The organism is Candidatus Hydrogenedentota bacterium (genome assembly GCA_035450225.1).
In the GTDB taxonomy this organism is placed as follows: domain Bacteria; phylum Hydrogenedentota; class Hydrogenedentia; order Hydrogenedentales; family SLHB01; genus DSVR01.
Map to the genome: position 1 here is coordinate 75237 of DAOTMJ010000012.1, position 17176 is coordinate 92412.

Annotated in this window: 13 protein-coding genes and 1 pseudogene; 12 read left to right on the plus strand and 2 right to left on the minus strand. The window is 57.7% G+C overall.

The genetic code is table 11. From position 1 onward, the window contains the following. The first annotated feature begins 33 nt into the window (after positions 1 to 33). The 11 genes and pseudogenes from P5540_09055 (at position 34) to P5540_09105 (ending at position 12610) form a co-directional block, all read left to right on the plus strand. Positions 34 to 1890, plus strand: a complete 1857-nt coding sequence (locus P5540_09055) for a LamG domain-containing protein (GenBank protein ID HRT64965.1) — start codon at positions 34 to 36, stop codon at positions 1888 to 1890. A gap of 505 nt (positions 1891 to 2395) precedes the next feature. Continuing rightward, on the plus strand, positions 2396 to 2776 hold the full coding sequence (locus tag P5540_09060; GenBank protein HRT64966.1) for a response regulator: 381 nt from the start codon (positions 2396 to 2398) through the stop codon (positions 2774 to 2776). A gap of 4 nt (positions 2777 to 2780) precedes the next feature. Further along, complete coding sequence (locus P5540_09065) at positions 2781 to 3299, plus strand: NAD(P)H-dependent oxidoreductase subunit E (GenBank protein HRT64967.1); 519 nt, start codon at positions 2781 to 2783, stop codon at positions 3297 to 3299. Then, the gene (locus P5540_09070) at positions 3296 to 4516 is read left to right on the plus strand and encodes an NADH-ubiquinone oxidoreductase-F iron-sulfur binding region domain-containing protein (GenBank protein HRT64968.1); all 1221 of its coding nucleotides are present in this window, start codon (positions 3296 to 3298) and stop codon (positions 4514 to 4516) included. The genes P5540_09065 and P5540_09070 overlap by 4 nt, the downstream gene beginning before the upstream one ends. Next, the gene (locus tag P5540_09075) at positions 4513 to 6456 is read left to right on the plus strand and encodes an NADH-dependent [FeFe] hydrogenase, group A6 (protein ID HRT64969.1); all 1944 of its coding nucleotides are present in this window, start codon (positions 4513 to 4515) and stop codon (positions 6454 to 6456) included. The genes P5540_09070 and P5540_09075 overlap by 4 nt, the downstream gene beginning before the upstream one ends. 162 nt (positions 6457 to 6618) lie before the next feature. Beyond that, positions 6619 to 6966, plus strand: coding sequence for a hypothetical protein (locus P5540_09080; GenBank protein HRT64970.1), 348 nt, complete (start codon positions 6619 to 6621; stop codon positions 6964 to 6966). Further along, a pseudogene (locus P5540_09085) lies at positions 6963 to 7391 on the plus strand (ATP-binding protein). The gene P5540_09080 and the pseudogene P5540_09085 overlap by 4 nt, the downstream one beginning before the upstream one ends. Before the next feature lie 9 nt (positions 7392 to 7400). Beyond that, positions 7401 to 8543, plus strand: a complete 1143-nt coding sequence (locus P5540_09090) for a (Fe-S)-binding protein (protein HRT64971.1) — start codon at positions 7401 to 7403, stop codon at positions 8541 to 8543. A 48-nt stretch (positions 8544 to 8591) separates the two neighbouring features. Beyond that, complete coding sequence (locus P5540_09095; protein HRT64972.1) at positions 8592 to 10643, plus strand: [Fe-Fe] hydrogenase large subunit C-terminal domain-containing protein; 2052 nt, start codon at positions 8592 to 8594, stop codon at positions 10641 to 10643. Further along, positions 10630 to 11049, plus strand: coding sequence for a response regulator (locus P5540_09100; GenBank protein ID HRT64973.1), 420 nt, complete (start codon positions 10630 to 10632; stop codon positions 11047 to 11049). The genes P5540_09095 and P5540_09100 overlap by 14 nt, the downstream gene beginning before the upstream one ends. Positions 11050 to 11116: 67 nt before the next feature. Further along, the gene (locus P5540_09105; GenBank protein ID HRT64974.1) at positions 11117 to 12610 is read left to right on the plus strand and encodes an ATP-binding protein; all 1494 of its coding nucleotides are present in this window, start codon (positions 11117 to 11119) and stop codon (positions 12608 to 12610) included. Positions 12611 to 12669: 59 nt separating this feature from the next. Here P5540_09105 and P5540_09110 read toward each other — a convergent pair whose 3' ends face one another. After that, positions 12670 to 14184, minus strand: a complete 1515-nt coding sequence (locus P5540_09110) for a twin-arginine translocation signal domain-containing protein (protein HRT64975.1) — start codon at positions 14182 to 14184, stop codon at positions 12670 to 12672. A 142-nt stretch (positions 14185 to 14326) separates the two neighbouring features. Between P5540_09110 and P5540_09115 the strand changes: the two genes are divergently transcribed. Further along, a complete protein-coding gene (locus P5540_09115; protein ID HRT64976.1) occupies positions 14327 to 15781 on the plus strand; it encodes an oligosaccharide flippase family protein in 1455 nt (484 codons plus the stop codon). Between the two features lie 27 nt (positions 15782 to 15808). Here P5540_09115 and P5540_09120 read toward each other — a convergent pair whose 3' ends face one another. Further along, positions 15809 to 17095 (minus strand): hypothetical protein, encoded by a 1287-nt coding sequence (locus P5540_09120; protein ID HRT64977.1) that lies wholly within the window; start codon positions 17093 to 17095, stop codon positions 15809 to 15811. Positions 17096 to 17176 lie beyond the last annotated feature (81 nt).

Consider the following 17176-nt stretch of genomic DNA (forward strand, 5'->3'; position numbering starts at 1 on the left):
CGGGGGGAATATTTTCCCTGGGAGAAAACATCCATGACAAAAAAGTCCTTGTTGGGAACAGTGGTTTGCGGATGTCCGCTTGTCCTTGCTGTACTGATGCTCGCGGGCCATTCCATGGCGTTGAACAGCGACGACGTGGTTCCGAACCATGCAAGCGGCGGATCTGGCCGCGGGGAGGCGCGGATGAACCATCGGCAATCCAATCTTCGCAACGATATCGCGGCGCAAATCGCCGAACCCGTCGCCTATTGGCCCCTTGAGGAAGATGCGCGGGACCATTCCGGAAACAGCCGGCATGCGGATAACCACGGTGTCGTGTTCGATGTGCCGGCGCCGGACAAATGCCGCGCCGCCCGTTTCGACGGGAAATCGGCCTATCTTGAAGTGCCCGCGGCCATGGTCCCCTCCCTCGGAACAAGCGACTTTACAATATGTGTCACTATTTTTGTTGAAGATCCGCTGGACGACGCCCCAGGCGATCTTCTGAGTTGCTTCGACCCGGACACGCGAACGGGACTGAATCTTGGCATGGCAACCTATTCCGGCGTTTCCAATTCGCAACCCAACTACCGCAACATCTTTTTCGGCATTGACAGCGGACGCTTGGATCCCCAATGGACCGATTGCGGCCGTCCGGGAAACGCCGTGCTGGTCTTCGGATTTGCCGTATACGAGGATGCCTTGTACGCCGGGACGTGCGAGCCGCACGAGGGCGGCTCCGGCCATGTTTACCGGTACGAGGGCCATGGTCAATGGACGGACTGCGGAAGCCCCGATACAAGCAACGCCGTTGGCGCCCTTGCCGTGTGCAACGGCCGATTATATGCCGGCACTTCGCGGTACGACACGACGGGATCGGCCATGCCCCCCTCGCCGAATACCACGCCCGGCGGGAAAATCTTTCGCTATGAAGGGGGCAGAAAATGGACATTCTGCGGCGCGTTATCCAATCCGGAAACGGGATCGGCCGCCACCTTGGGCGGATTGGTTGTCTATCGGGGCGCCCTGCACGCCACAACACTCAAGAGGGAGGGTTTTGGGCTTTACCGGCACGAAGGGGGCGACCGATGGATCTATTGCGGCCATCCGGGCCGGCGAGTGCTCAATCCGTGCGTGTTCAACGGCGCCCTGTACATGGTTTCCTACGATGCGCCGGGTGGTCCGTTCCGTTATGACGGGGAAACATTTGACTATGTCGGCGCAACACTTCAACCGCCCATCCATCAGGATTACAGTTTCGCGATACACAAGGGTCTGTTGCACCTTTCGACTTGGCCCAACGCGCATGTCTACCGTATAAAAACCGATGGATCATGGGACGTGTTGGGAAAGCCCGGCGACGAGTTGGAAACCATGGGAATGATGGTTTACAACGGAAAATTGTATACGGGTTCCCTGCCATCCGCGTGCGTCTACCGCCTAGACGGCCACAATTCATGGACACCCATCGGGCAACCGCTGGACGTGTCCGACAACAAGTATCGCCGCGCATGGTCTATGGCGCTTTACAAAGGGAAACTCTTTTGCGGCACGTTGCCTTCCGGACGAGTTTTCAGCATCGAGGCCGGCCGTAACGTTACCCTGGATCGCGCGCTCCCCTCCGGCTGGCGGCATATTGCCGCTGTGCGCCGGGGCGATCGCCTTTATCTTTATGTGGATGGAAATCTCGTGGGCTCCAGCACATCCTTCGAACCCGCGGCCTATGATTTGCGCAATGGGCAACCCCTCCGTATCGGATGGGGTTCCGGGGATTATTTCAACGGTTGGATGCGCGATCTGCGCATATACCGTCACGCGATCCCCGAATCCATGCTACGACGCTTTCCGACCGCGACGAAACACCACGAAAACACACCCAGAAATGTTGCATCTCAATCCCATAAAAAATAAATTTTGAGAACAAACATTTACGAAACGCCAGTTCCCCTCACTCCCGCCAACTGGAACGATCTAACTTGAGAGTACCGTGTTCTCGGACTCGTGAAGGTCTCGGAATGTAACGCCGATTTCCAAATCGGTTTGCTGAAACACGACATGCCGATTGGGAAATCGGCGCTACAAAGCGGCCATTTTCAATTTCCCAACAAGATCTTGTTGCTTGATTCGACATGAAATTACCCGAAAATGCCAATCTTTGTGGAAATTCTCATCCTATTATCTCAAGAACTCGGTACTTACAGGAATATTTAAAAATTATATTTCTTATATTCGCATTATTCTTATTATATTTCTAAAAAATTTCTTGCAATTGGTCATTTCTTCTGATATTATAAGGTAATATATGTGAATATTTTCACAGAGAAAAAAACATTATTCAATAAAAATTGCACGAAAAAGGAACATGAAGCGACCTTTGAGTTGAAACCAGGGCATGCACAATGGAGGAGATGTGAACATGAGCAAAATTCTGGTGGTGGATGACGACACGGATGTGGTGGAAAGCGTCCGTTTCGTCTTGGAAAAGGACGGCCACGAGGTCTTCGAGGCCAACAACCGTCCGGACGGCATGGCGCAGGTTGCGGCCGTGTCGCCGGACCTGATCATCCTGGACGTGATGATGGAGTTTCAGGATGATGGCATTGCAATGGCGCAGGATCTTCGGCGCCAGGGTTTCACGAAGCCGATATTGATGCTGACGAGTGTCGGCAAGGCGACGGGCCTGACCTTCGGCAAGGACGACGATGTGGTGCCGGTGGACGATTTTCAGGAAAAGCCGGTATTGCCGGCGACCTTGCGCGACAAGGTCCGGGCGCTGCTGGCCCGGTCGGAGGGCTGATGCCATGTTCAATCCCGAATACGAGCGTCTCGCCCATGACGTGCGGACATGGGCCGCGCAACACGGCGGGGATCGCAGCGGTCTTCTGCCTGTTCTTCAGGAGGTTCTCAAGAAGTATAACCGGATTTCGGATTATGCGATGCAACTTATCGCGAACGAACTCGACATCCATCCCGTCGAAGTCTATGGGGTTGTGTCATTCTATAGTTTCCTGCACAAGAGTTATCACAGCAAGTTCGTGATTCGTCTGTGCCGGACGATTTCCTGCGACATGGCCGGCAAGGACCGGGTGGCGCGCCAGTTGGAAAACGACCTGGGCATCACATTCGGCGAAACGACGCCCGACGGCAAGTTCACGCTTGAATGGGCCAATTGCCTGGGCATGTGCGATCAGGGCCCCGCGCTGCTGGTCAACGACCGTGTATACACGCGGGTCACGCCGGAAATGGTGCATGACATTGTCGAATCATGCCGCAAGACGTTCAGCGTGTACGCCGTGACACCCGAGGAGGTCCACGCATGACAACCAAGACGAATACCCTGACATTCGGATCCGTCGAGCCCGGACTGGGACTCAAAAAGGCGGTGGCCATGAGTCGCGCAGACGTCATCGGCGAAGTGGGCGCATCCGGTCTCAAGGGACGCGGCGGCGCGGGATTTCCGACCAGCGTGAAGTGGAATCTCGCGGCCGCGGCCGTAAGCGATCGGAAATATGTTGTCTGCAATGCGGACGAAGGCGAGCCGGGCACATTCAAGGATCGGGTCATCCTGTCCGATTACATTGATCTTGTGCTTGAGGGGATGACCATCGCGGCCTACGCAATTGGCGCGAGCCACGGGATCATCTACTTGCGCGGCGAGTACGCCTATCTGCTCGACGGCATCCTGCAAGCCCTTGCGGATCGCCGGGAAAAAGGACTGCTGGGCGCCTCGATTCTCGGCAAAGACGGGTTTGACCTCGATATCGAGGTGCGCCTGGGTTGCGGCGCGTATGTGTGCGGCGAGGAAACAGCGCTGATCGAATCGCTCGAAGGCCAGCGCGGCGAACCGCGCAATCGCCCGCCGTTCCCGGTGGATACGGGCTACATGGGCCTTCCGACGATTGTCAACAACGTGGAAACGCTGGCGTGGGTGGCGTGCATCATGGCCAAGGGCGCGGCGTGGTTCAAGGGCATCGGCACGGAGAAATCCGCCGGATTGAAGATTTTCAGCGTATCCGGCGACTGTGCGCGGCCGGGCGTGTACGAATTTCCGCTCGGCATTACCGTGGCGCAATTGCTGGCCGAGGTCGGTGGTGAAGGCGCGAAAGCGGTCCAGGTCGGCGGCGCGTCGGGGCGTTGCATTCCCGCGGTCGAATTCGGACGGGCGCTGGCCTTTGAAGACGTGCCCACCGGTGGATCGATCATCGTCTTTTCAGAAAAACGCGACATGCTCGAAGTCGCGAAAAATTTCCTCGAATTCTTCGTGGAAGAGTCCTGCGGCCAGTGCACGCCGTGCCGCGAAGGCAATGCGAAACTACTCGAGGGGGTGGCCTTGCTCGAAAAGGGACGCTGCTCGATGAAGTACCTGAAGGAGTTATGCGCCCTTGGCGAGACGATGCAGTTGGCCTCCAAGTGCGGTCTCGGCCAATCGAGCCCGAACGCCTTCCTATCCATTGTCGCCCACTTCAAGAATGAAATCGTAGGCCGGACGGTGCGCTCGAACGGCCACAACGGTCATGGGGAAAGGAGCCAGTCATGACACAGAAAGCAGCATCCACCAAGAGCGCTTCGCGCGCGCCCGCCAGCCAGCGCGCGCTTGCCATTGACGCCTCATCCGACAGCCAGACGATCGGCGGACTCGTATCCGTCACGATTGACGGACGGGAATTGAAAGTGCCGATGGGAACGAGCATTCTCGAAGCGGCGCGGCAACTTGGCATCCACATTCCGACGCTCTGCCATCACGAGGATTTGTGCGTGGCGGGGGTATGCCGGGTATGTGTCGTGGAAGTGGAAGGTCAACGGACCCTGCAGGCGTCTTGCGCCTATCCCATCACATCACCCATCCGGGTCAACACGCACACCCGCGCCGTACGCCAGGCGCGTCGCCATGTCATTGATCTATTGCTTTCCACCCATTACGGCGACTGTTATGCCTGCGTGCGCAACAACAACTGCGAATTGCAGTCATTGGCCAAGGAATATGGCGTGGACTTTTTCCGGTTCGGTCATCCCAAGGAACCGCGCTACTCGACCGATCAATCCAGTCATAGCGTCATCCGCGACATGAACAAGTGCGTGCTGTGCCGGCGGTGCGTGCGCACCTGTATTGACTTACAGGAAGTCGGCGTCCTTGAAGCCACGGGCCGCAGCGCCGAGACGAAGATCTCGACTTTCATGGACCGCCCGCTCGGCGAGGTGATCTGCATCAATTGCGGCCAGTGCATCAATCGCTGTCCAACGGGCGCCCTGCGCGCCAACGACCCAACCGACGAGGTCTGGGCCGCCATAGACGATCCGACCAAGCACGTTGTCATTCAGACCGCGCCGAGTCCGCGCGCGGGCATCGCGGAGTGCTTCGGAATGGAGCCGGGAACACCGTTGACGCTGGAGATGAACACGGCGCTTCGCCGCTGCGGGTTCGACAAGGTGTTCGACACGAATTTCACGGCGGATTTGACGATCATCGAGGAAGGAACGGAGTTGATCCTGCGGCTTTACAAGGCGCTTGTGAAAAAAGAGGCAACGGCGCTTCCGCAGTTCACGAGTTGCTCGCCGGGCTGGATCAAATACATCGAGCATTTCTACCCGGAGATGCTTCCGCATGTTTCGTCCGCGAAAAGCCCTCAGCAGATGTTCGGGGCGATCATCAAGACGTATTACGCCCAGATCAACAATCTGAATCCGGAAAACATCGTAACGGTGGCCTTGATGCCGTGTTCGGCCAAAAAATTCGAGTGCAACCGTCCGGAAATGTGCGACAGCGGCTACAAGGACGTGGATTACGGCCTGACCACGCGCGAACTGGCCAAGATGATCAGCGAGGCGGGTATCGATCTGCCGAAGATGCCGAAGTCGGATTTCGACGATCCGTTCGGCAAGGAAACGGGATCGGGCGTCATTTTCGGCGCGACAGGCGGCGTGATGGAGGCGGCCATACGCACCGTCGTTGAACTGGTTTGCGGAATCAAGATCGAAAACCTGTTCGACCATGCGGACGTGATCCCCGTGCGTGGCTTCGACGGCGTCAAATATGCCGAACTGCCGATAGCCAAAGTCGGGCCGGTTCCGGCCATCTTGGCGCATCTCGTGCCGGACTGGAAGTGGCTCGAGGGCGCGACGCTGAAGGTCGGCATTTGTCATGGCACGGCGAATGCGAAAAAGGTTCTCGAAGACATCAAAGCCGGTGGAAAGTTTAGTGAATGCCACTTTATCGAGTTCATGGCCTGCCCGGGCGGATGCCTCGGCGGCGGTGGACAGCCGATTCCCACCAGCCCGTCCATTCGTGCGGCCCGCGCCAAGGCCATATACAGCGAAGACAGTCGGTCCGAAGTGCGCAAATCGCATGAAAATCCGGCTGTCCTGGAAATTTACAGCAACTTCCTCAAGGATGGTCCTTGCGGGCATTTGAGCCACAAATTGTTGCATACGCACTATACCCCGCGCGGGAAGTACATTGGATCGGCCGGCGGGATCTAAACGCAGAACTTCATTGGACAGTCGGCGCGGCGTTTTTCAAACACGGCGCAAAGGTGCGGAAAGTCCCGCGGGTTCGGTACACTGGATCCGCGGGATTTCCGCGCCGCTCTGGATAGACAAGGGCAGGCGGGAGAGTATTACCGACTATCGGAGTTCTAAAAAATGGGTTTGACAATTGATGTCCTGGCGAAGAAAACGGGCGCCCGGGTTCTTGTGCGCGGGCGGGCGCGAAGCACCGAGATAAACGATTTTCATGCCAGCGACCGGATGAGCGACTTGCTGGGCCGGGTTTCGGACACCACGATGTTGATTACACCCCTGCTAACGGTTTCGGTGGTCCGGCTGATTGAACTGATGGACGTTCCGGGGGTGTGTCTTGTCAACAACGCGGAACCCGGCCAGGTTCTTCTGGATACGGCACAGGAACATCGGACAACCCTGCTCGTTTCGCCGTTCGACATGGAAGAAACCTGTCGGCGATTTCGCGCCGCCTTGGGACTGGACACATGAGGACGAAAAAGGCCGTCAAGACATTCTCGTACCCCATCACAGGCGGGGACTATGAAAATGGCGGAAACGCGTCCAAGAACATCAAGGAACTGTTGAAAAAAATCGGTGTTGATCCTCATATTGTCCGGCGGACCATGATTGCCGCCTACGAGGCGGAGATGAACGTCGTAATCCACGCGTACCGTGGCGCCATAGACGTGGCGGCGAGCGCGGAACTGCTTGACGTGATTGTGTCGGATGAGGGTCCGGGCATTCCGGACATCGAATTGGCCATGCGGGACGGTTATTCGACCGCGCCGCAGGCCGCGCGGGAATTGGGTTTCGGGGCGGGCATGGGACTGGCCCACATCAAGAAGAACAGCGACCGGTTTTCGCTTCAATCCAAGGTGGGCGAAGGCACCCGGCTTCGATTCAGCATTTTCCTGACGCCGGAAGTGTCCGATGCGGCGGCGGCCAATTCAGTCGGGATAAACGAGTCCCTGTGTAGGAAATGTCTTCGTTGTCTGCATGCCTGCCCCACCGGCGCGATGCGGGTTCGCCAAGGACAGCCGGAAATCCTTCCGCACCTCTGCGTGGATTGCACGGCCTGCGCGGAAGCCTGCGAGTCCAACGCCCTGTTTGCCGATGGATTGCGGGAAATCCCCGTTCCCCAGAAAAAGACTGTGCTGGTCCTGCCTGGCTCTTTTCTCGAACAATTCGGCGCCAGCACCAGTCCCGGACAGGTGCTGGGCATACTGGCCGACATGGGCTTTCGCCAAATTCGGTTGATTGACGAATGGGAAAATGGATTGCGATCGGCCGTATTGCGATACGCGCGGGAGGAAGCCTCCATCCGGCCTGTTCTTTCGCCGATGTGTCCGGCCGTGGTCAATCTGATTCGTATGCGATTTCCCTCGCTGTTGCCAAATGTGGCGCCGTTCCTGACCCCCATTGAAATGGCGCGCGAGGACTTGACGGCCCCCCACGCGGTATTTCTCGCGATATGCCCGGCCCATCTGACGGTGCTTCACCGTAAAAACGCCATGACCAAAATCGAAATCGTCCACCCGGCGACATTGCGCGAGGCCGTGCTTCGCCGAATAGTGGCCCCAGCGCGCGAAGTGCGTCGAAACGTCGCCGCGCACCCCTTTCAGGATGTGGTCGAGGTTGGAGGCATGCGCCATGTGATGAAAGTGCTGGATGCGGTCGAAAACGGGTTGGCCGGCAACTTTTCCGTTATCGAAATGGCGGCGTGTTACCAAGGTTGCTTCGGGGCGCCCGTGTGGACGGAAGATCCGTCCATCAGCCGTCCCCGCTACGAGTGGGAACGCGAATCGCATCTGTTGCTTCTCAAAAAAGAGGCTGAAGTCGTCCGCCGGGTGGACGATTTGGAGCCGCGAACGGGACTTCGCCTTGATCCCGATATTGGAAGAGCCATCGAGAAATTGAGCGAAATTGACGCATTGACCAAACAACTGCCCGGCAGGGATTGCGGCGTATGCGGTTCACCGACATGCACGGCCCTTGCGGAAGATGTCGTGTTGGGTCGGGCAAAGATCGAGGCGTGCGTGTATCGGAATGATGAAAAGTTCAAGTAAACGAGAAGAAAAAAGGCGCGTCGTGCGGATATCGGAACAAGAGGCTGGATGATGGGAATCGTGTCGTGCATTCCGGAACGATGCAAGCGTTGCTACGCCTGCATTCGCGAATGTCCGGCCAAGGCCATCAAGGTCGAAAAGGGCCAGGCATGGGTCATCGAGGAACGGTGCATCGCATGCGGTAATTGCGTCAAGGTCTGCGCCCAAGATGCAAAACGCATCGAGGACAGTTCGCAGGAAGTAATCGGCATGTTGTCGGAAGGTTCTCGTGTAATTGCCTGCCTGGCGCCTTCCTATCCCGCCGCCTTCAGCCACGTTGCCCCCCGGAAGATTGTAACGGCGTTGCGCCGTCTGGGCTTTGAAGAAGTCTGGAGCGTGGCGTTCGGTGCGGAATTGGTCAGCCGCGAATACAGCAAGTTGTTCAAGGCGTCGTGCCAGCATGGAAACGCCGTGATTACTTCCCCGTGTCCCGCGGTGGTTTCGTATGTCGAAAAATACATGCCGGAACTGCGCCACATGCTCGCCCCCATTGTTTCACCGATGATTGCGGTGGCGCGCGCCATTCGGGCCCGGTATCCCAACGACCTGCTTCGCATCGTGTTTATCGGGCCTTGCATTGCAAAAAAGAATGAGATTCGCGATCCCTTCGTGGCGGGTGCGGTGGACAGCGTGCTCACGTTCATGGAACTCGAAATGCTCCTCAAGGAACATGGCATCAATCCCGAAATGCTCGAGGAGAGCGACTTTGACAGTCCCCAGGCCGTGGTGGGCTGGTCTTTTCCGTTGTCGAGCGGCATATTGCGGACCTCCGGAATCTGCTGGGATGTGCTGAACGCAAACGTCTTGTCCACGGAAGGCAAGGAGCGCGTATTGGGCGTGTTGGACGAAGTCGCCAAGGGAGATTGTCGGGCCCAGTTCGTGGATCTGCTCTTTTGTGAAGGATGTATCAGCGGGCCCAAAATGCTGAACGAACTGGGCGTTCATGCCCGTAAGGGCATCCTGACGGAATTCATCCAGCAACAGGCCCGCCATGCCGCCTCCGATTATGCCGGGTCTGCGCAGAACGAATTCAAGGCGCTGGCTCTGGGTCGCCAATTTTCCGACGAAAACTTGATATTGCCACAGCCCACCGAAGAAGAGATTACGCACGTATTACAGACGATGCGGAAATTTTCGCCCGAGGATCACTTGAACTGCGGGGCGTGCGGATATCCGACCTGTCGCGAAAAGGCAATAGCCGTATGCCAGGGACTGGCGGAAGCGACCATGTGCCTGCCTTATCTCGTTGATCAACTGGAAACCACTTGTGAACAGCTTCACCAATCCAACCGGGAACTGGCCGCGACGCAACAACGGCTGGTTCAGACGGAGCGGCTTGCCTCGATGGGTCAACTGTCCGCGGGCGTGGCCCATGAAATCAACAATCCGCTGGGCACGGTGCTGATTTATTCGCACATGTTGCTGCGATCCATTTCGGAAGGCGATCCGATGCGGGGAGATCTGGAAATGATCGTGCGCGAGGCGACCCGCTGCAAGGGCATTGTGCGAAGCCTTCTGGATTTTGCGCGGCAATCCCGCGTATCGAAGGCGCCCACCGATCTTGTGCATTTGTTCAGGGAAATCGAGGCCATCATGGGACCCCGCGCCCAATCCGCGGGCGTGGAGTTGTCCTTTGAAATCGCTCCGGATCTTCCGGTCGTGATGATTGACGCCGAACAGATCAAACAGGTACTCGTCAATCTCATGCGCAACGGCATTGAGGCCATAACGCACGACGGGGGCCGGGTTACCGTATCCGCCGCCCGTGCACAATCCGGCCATGAAGTCGAAATCCGGGTGGACGACAATGGCGACGGCATCCCGGAAGAGCATCTTTCCCGTCTGTTTACCCCCTTCTTCACGACCAAGGAAATGGGCAAGGGCACGGGATTGGGCCTTGCCATCGCCTATGGGATCATCAAAATGCATTCCGGGGACATTAGTGTCGAAAGCAATCCGGGCAAAGGCACCACGTTTACCATTCTCTTGCCCTTTGGATCGGACACCGGTGATGCCCTGGCGCCTACCAGAGAGGAGGCAGAAATCCGTGGTGGAACATGACGTCCCCGTCATCATGCTGGTGGATGACGACATTGATATCGTGGACGTAATATCGCGTCTGTTGACCGACAATGGCTATAAGGTGTTATCTTTTACAAGCACCGCAGAAGCCATGGCTTGCCTTGAAACGGAAAAACCGGATCTCGTCATAACCGACTTGATGATGGAATCGCTCGATTCCGGGTTCGTTTTTTCGCGTTGTCTCAAGGAAAACCCGTCGTTGCGGCACATTCCCGTCATCATTATCACGGCGGCCGGAAGCCAGCGCGGTTTTGATTTTCGCCCGACGGGCCCGGAGGATCTCGAAGCGATGCACGTTTCGGCCTTTCTGGAAAAGCCCGTGAATCCACGACAGTTGCTGGCTAAGATCGCCGAAATTCTTGGGAAGATTCCCGGAGGGAATTGATACGATGCGACATCGGCATACCCATGGCCCCGCACGCCTGTAGGCCGCATGCCGGCGAGGAATACAGATGGGAAACGAAACGACCCGAATTCTGGTAGTGGATGATGAGCCGGGCATGCGCGAGGGGTGCAGCAAGATCCTTGGCGCGGAAGGCTACGTCGTGGACACCGCGCCGGATGGATTTGCGGCCCTTGAACTATTCGAGAAGCGCGGCGACGTGGCGGTTGCCCTGGTGGATTTGAAGATGCCGCGGATGGGTGGTCTCGAACTTATCGAGCGGCTCAAGGCGCTGGACGAAGAGGTTGTGATTTTTGTCATCACCGCGTATGCGGCGATCGATACCGCCGTCGAGGCCACGCGTCGGGGCGCTTACGGCTATATTCCCAAACCATTCACGCCCGACGAACTGCTGCTGCCCGTTCGCAACGGCCTCGAGCGGCGCGCATTGAATATCGAGACAAAAAGGCTGCGGGAAGAACGCGAGCGACGCCTGCTCGAAGTGGCTGTCGAACGATCGAAATGCAGCACCATCATCAGTTGCATGACGGACGGCGTAATTGTCGCAAACCGCGACCGGCAAATCGTATTGCGAAACGGCGCCGCCGCGCGTATGCTCCCCGCTCTCGCCGAACCGAATTTTTCAATCCCGCTGGACCAGCTCGGCTGCGAGGAGTTGCAGGCGCTCATGAACGAGGCGATCGACCCACAAGACGCTCCCGGCATTGCCTCGCGCGAGGTAAACATCGAAAAGGGAGTCTATATGGTCAATGTCAGCCCGGTCCTCGAACCCAACGGTGAAACCTCCGGCGCCGTGGCCGTCATGCGCGACATTTCAGCGCTGAAAAAACTTGAAACGGCCAAGTCCATGTTCATCTCAATGGTGGCGCACGAGGTAAAAAGCCCGTTGGCCGCCATCGAGGGCCAACTCAACGCCGTGCTGGGCGGGGTATCGAAAAACGATCCCGAATATGAGCGGTCCGTGCTCGAACGGGCGCTGCTGCGGGCGCGGACACTCCGCAACATGATCAACGACCTGCTCAATTTGACGGCCCTTGAAACAGGCCATTTCACGATCCGGCGATCTCGAATCCCCCTGAAACACGTCATCGAACAAGCCGTCGAAAACTTTCGGGAAAAAGCCGGGGAAAAAGACATCCGGCTATCCATGGAATTCCTCGACGGTTCAGATTCCTCCGTTCTGGCCGATGCGGATTCCATGGGAATCGTAATCTCGAATCTCATTGACAACGCCATCAAATACACGCCCGCACAGGGCAATGTTTACGTGACACTCGCCGGCAATCCGATGTATCTAACCATTTCCGTGCAGGACGATGGAATCGGAATGAGCCCGGAGGAAAAAGAGCACATATTCGACGAGTTTTACCGGGCCAAGAACAAATTTTCGATTCACGTACCGGGAACGGGCCTCGGCCTAACATTGGTAAAGCGGCTCGTCGAACTCCATGAAGGGCGAATCGTTGTTGAAAGCGCTCCGGGCAAAGGAAGCATTTTCACGGTTTCCTTGCCCGTTGTCGGCGGCACAAACGGGATCCACTGAAGGGGATCCCCCGATCACGATACAGCGAATTACGAAATCCGGCAACGCGACAAAGGGGGTTATGTGCTCCATTCGGCGAAATGACGGATGAAGCGATCCGTGTTGGCGCGCGGTCGCGGATCCACGTGGTCAGGCAAACAGTCGTAGATTCTGTACACATGGTTCCAATAGGTCTTTTTCAGCAAGTCGTAATCGGGAGCAGGCGCCGTCAGATCGGCAAAGAGCCTGGCAAAAAACGCCAGTTCCGCACGGTAGGTTTCCGGATCGGGATGCAAAACCACTGCGTGGTTGATCGAGCCTTTTGCGTCTTCAAGACGGTCGGCAAAGGCGGCCATGCGCCGGTGATATTCCGCGCGCGGCATTTTTACCACATCGTAACAGCCCCAATCGGGTATGATTTCGAACAATCGGTAGTCCGGAACAAAAGACCGTCCCGCTTCCCCAAAAATGTCCGCCATAAAATCGCCGGCCAACCGATGCGGGTCGCCATCGCAATTCCTGAAAGACTGCGCCGCCTCATACAGCGACAACTGGTTCAGCAGCGGTGTCATCGTGAAACAGATGCCGCCGGAATAGGGCGCGGCAGCCCGTTCCTCCTTCCGTCGTTGGAATAGCCGCGTGAAACGATAATGCGGATACACGGCGTTTTCCCCTTCCGTCAGGCTGAAATCCCAGGTCAGGATGCGGCGCGTTTTGGCGATGGCGTTCGCCCACGGGCGCGCATCCTGATCCCCCGTTGGATTGCCATCGCTGTTGAAACCCATATTGATCGAAATCGCCGTGTGTTCGGGAAATTCTCCGAGCCGTTTCAGCAGGTGATTCATTGAACGATCCGCGCGATCCTTCGAGAAGGTCCATGCCGACGCCTGATCTTCCGGGATAAACTCGCCGCGACTGCCGGGCGGCATGTGGATGTTTCCCCAACCGAAAAACGGCGGCCCCCATGTGTTGAATTCGATGCCGATGCCGGGCCGGATCGTGTCGAGCATGACCGCAATCTCGATGGATTTGTCTATGTAGGTTTCCGCGGTGCATCCGTTGCGGGAACACGCGCCCGGATCGCCGGGAAAGATCCCCGCAATGTCGAGAGCGGGAAAACGCCGCACCCATGCGTCCCATAGAAAACGAATTTCAGCCCACTCGTTGGGCAGGTTCGGGCAAAGCGTCCGCCACTGTTCTCCGACGGTCGCAATGGCCACGATCATCTCGGCCTGCATGCCGCGCGCGTGGGCGTGTTCGATGACCGCGTTCATCTGCCGGGCAAATTCGGTTCCAACCGGCGAGGCCAGTGCTTCCCGGCAGAACAACCGGGGTTCAAGCCAGAACTCGAAGACGTTGAAGCCGAAACGGGCGATCATGTCTATCAGGCGCCGCCAGTCGTCGTCGGACCAGCGATGGGGAAGATCGGGATAATACATGTTTGGATTGAACGCGCACAGCAGATGCGAAGCGAAATTGTTGTAATAAATGATTCGTGGCGGCTTCATGTCCTGCCCCTCCGCTTGTGCCCATACCGGCGCCGCCGCGCAAGCCGCCGCGGCGCTGCCCAAAAAACTACGGCGTGATAGTCGCATCGGACAATCTCCTCCTTCTTGCATGACGGCAATCCTACCCGAAAGCCTGCCGGATTGGGAATTCAAGCGCCGTTTCGATTACGATGGCGACCACAGTCACGCACCCCAACGGTTGCGGGTGCGACAATCGCGCGGGAGAGCCATGTACGCGAAGCGTGTGATTTTACAGGGAGCGGTGTTGTCCGCGTCGGGCATGTTGATCTCGATGGCATGCCAACTCGGCGGCGCCATGATTTTCACGCGCGTGTTGCAGGGCGGCGTTGCCGTGGGCGTGTTTACGCTCCTGATCCTTGCAGCCGACTTCCTGACCCTGGTGAACAATGGCGGACTCTGGTCGGCGCTCCCGAAACTGGTTGCGGCGGCGCCGGTCAAGGACAGGGACCGCTTGATTGCCTCCGCGCTGGGCTTCCAGTGCGCCACGTCGCTGGGATTGGCGGCTTTGATCTATATCGCATGGGGGCTGCTGCGGGATCCCCGGTTGATTTCCGCAAACGAGAATTGGGTAGGACTCTATCCGTTCCTCTGGATACTACCGATTATCGTGTTTTTTGAAAACTTTCGCGAGAACGTGCTGGCCATCCAGGCGGGATTGAACCGGTACGGCCTGCGGGCGTCAGGGTTGATTGCGGGTGCGTTGGCCAACTTCGTCCTTGTGGCCGTTGCAGTCGGGTATCTGAAGGCGGGGTTGCCCGGCCTAATGCTGGCGGCCTTGGCGGGATATGCGGCATCGGCCCTGATTTCCTACCTCCTGTTGACGGAGGGAAGGCGGCTTCGGCTCGACTGGGAGGCCTACCGCGAGTCGTTGTCGTTCAGCGCGCCGCTCTATGTCAACAACCTGTTGACGTTTGCTTTTGTCCGATTCGACAGCGTGCTGGTGGCTGCCATGCTGGGTCCGGCGGCCGTGGCGTATTACGAACTGGGCGCCAAGCGTCTTGCGGGATACGGGTCGCGGATTTTGCAGGCCGCGCTGGTGCCGTATCTGCCGAATGCATCGTATCTGATTGCACAAGGCGAATGGGAACGAGCCGCGCATCTGTTGGATCGCGTATCAAACATAACTGTTTTTGTTTGTTATCTCGGCATTCTTGCCGCCTTGGCCATCCAGGAAAGGCTGATTGCCATTCTGTTCACGGCGGAGTATCTGAATGCCTTGCCGGCTTTTGCGCCCGTGCTGGTGTCGGTTTGTCTTGGGCTTCAGGCCGGCATCATGGGACAAAGTCTCATCGCGCTGGGCAAACCGCGTGTCGTCACGATGATCAACGCCGCCACGGCGCTGGTGGCCGTTGCCGCGAATCTGATTTTGATACCCCGGCTGGGTCTCGCCGGCGCCGGATGGGCGGCTGTGACCGCCATGGCGTTCAGCAATGCCGCGCAGACGTGGGCCGTTCGTTGCAACGGATTGCCGATTGACTTGCGGCGCCACGTCCTGGCGCATATCTTCATGCTGTTTTCACTGGGAATCCTGGCGTGGAGCCAAGCCGTCCCCGGGCGTGTGGCGGCATGGTTTGCCTTCCTCGCGCTGGGCATCGTGGGCGGTGTCGTTCCCCTGCATGAAATCAAAGCGCTGCTGCCCGAACGTTTTCGGGTCAAAGGGTAAAACAAACCGAGGCGTCTCCCGCGTTCCTCATCGTTCTTGGCGTAGAGCGCCAAGCACGAAGAAGTGGGCCGCAACGGCGGCCATCGCGAGCAGCGCCGCCGCCGCCACCATCAGCGAACGCTGCGGACCCGACTTGCGGTCCGGCACATTCGCTTCGGACATCAACTTGATTTCAGGCGTCTTTTGGGCGTCCGCGATTTTAGCCGCGCCAACGCTCAACGACAATTGCTGCTGCTGCTGAGTCAACGCGTCCGCCTTGCGCTGCGCGGCCGTGCGCCGATGGACGGTCGCGGCCAACTTTTTCTGGAGATCGGCCAGTTGGGGTTCAAGCACGGCCAATTGCTGCTCAACAGCCGTCTTGCGCTCCAGCATGCCCTGCAATTCGCTTTGCACCAGCGTTTCAGATGTGGCCACCTGCGTGTAGACGGGATTGGTCTCTTCGGTGATAAGCACGTTCGAACTGTCGAGTTTTTCCCTCCCTTCGATCATCCAATACGCGGCATCGGGAGGCGCCTTGCGCAGTGTGTTCACGGGGGGCGTGGATTCGCGCTGCTTGCTCAACTTGGCCAACTGACCCTGCGCGTCGGCGATATCCGCATTCAATTTCGCGAGTTCTATCTGAAATTTGGAGATTTGCCCGCTCAGATCCTGTACGCGCGTCGTCCAAATATCAACGGGCATTTCACTGTCCAAACGCTCGATTTCACTGTCCACCGCTTCCAGTTCCGCCAGTTTGGAGTCGAGGCTGTTCTGGAGAAAATCAATCATGCCTTCCCGGCCTTTCGAGGCGAGTTTACCGGCCATTTCGATGGCAAGCCGTGCCCATTCGTTCGCCATGGTCGCGGCCAACTCCGGCGAAGAAGAGACGTAGCTCAATTCGATGACAGGTTGATATTCGACTTCGATGCTCGATTGCTTGAGGATGCGTGTTGTCACTTCCATGGCCGCGCGAATCGCATTCGTTGAAACCGATTTTTTCTGTTTCGGATCCGAGAGAAGCGAGATCATCTTGTCACGAAGTCCGCGGAGAATTTCATCGCTGGTAAACATCAATTTATAGTCGGGAACGGACAAGGGCCTGACAAGCAACTGGCCGACCTGGGCCGCGGGAGAAGAAGGCGCAAAGGCCCGGCCCGGAGTGTCCGACGGCGTGATCGGCAACGGCGCCAGCAGCAAAACCGATGTCGCGCGGTACCGATTGGGCATGGTAAGACTAAGCCCTCCGGCCACAACACCCGCCAAGAGGCCGAATACGACCATCCGCCATGCCAACCGCGCCACCCGTTGTTCCAGGGTCGTTTTTTCATTCGACATACGACATCCTTTCGCGCCGTTTCGATACGGCAGGACCTTCCCGCTATAATGTCCCCGTCATCTTAGCGCACTTGGCACGCG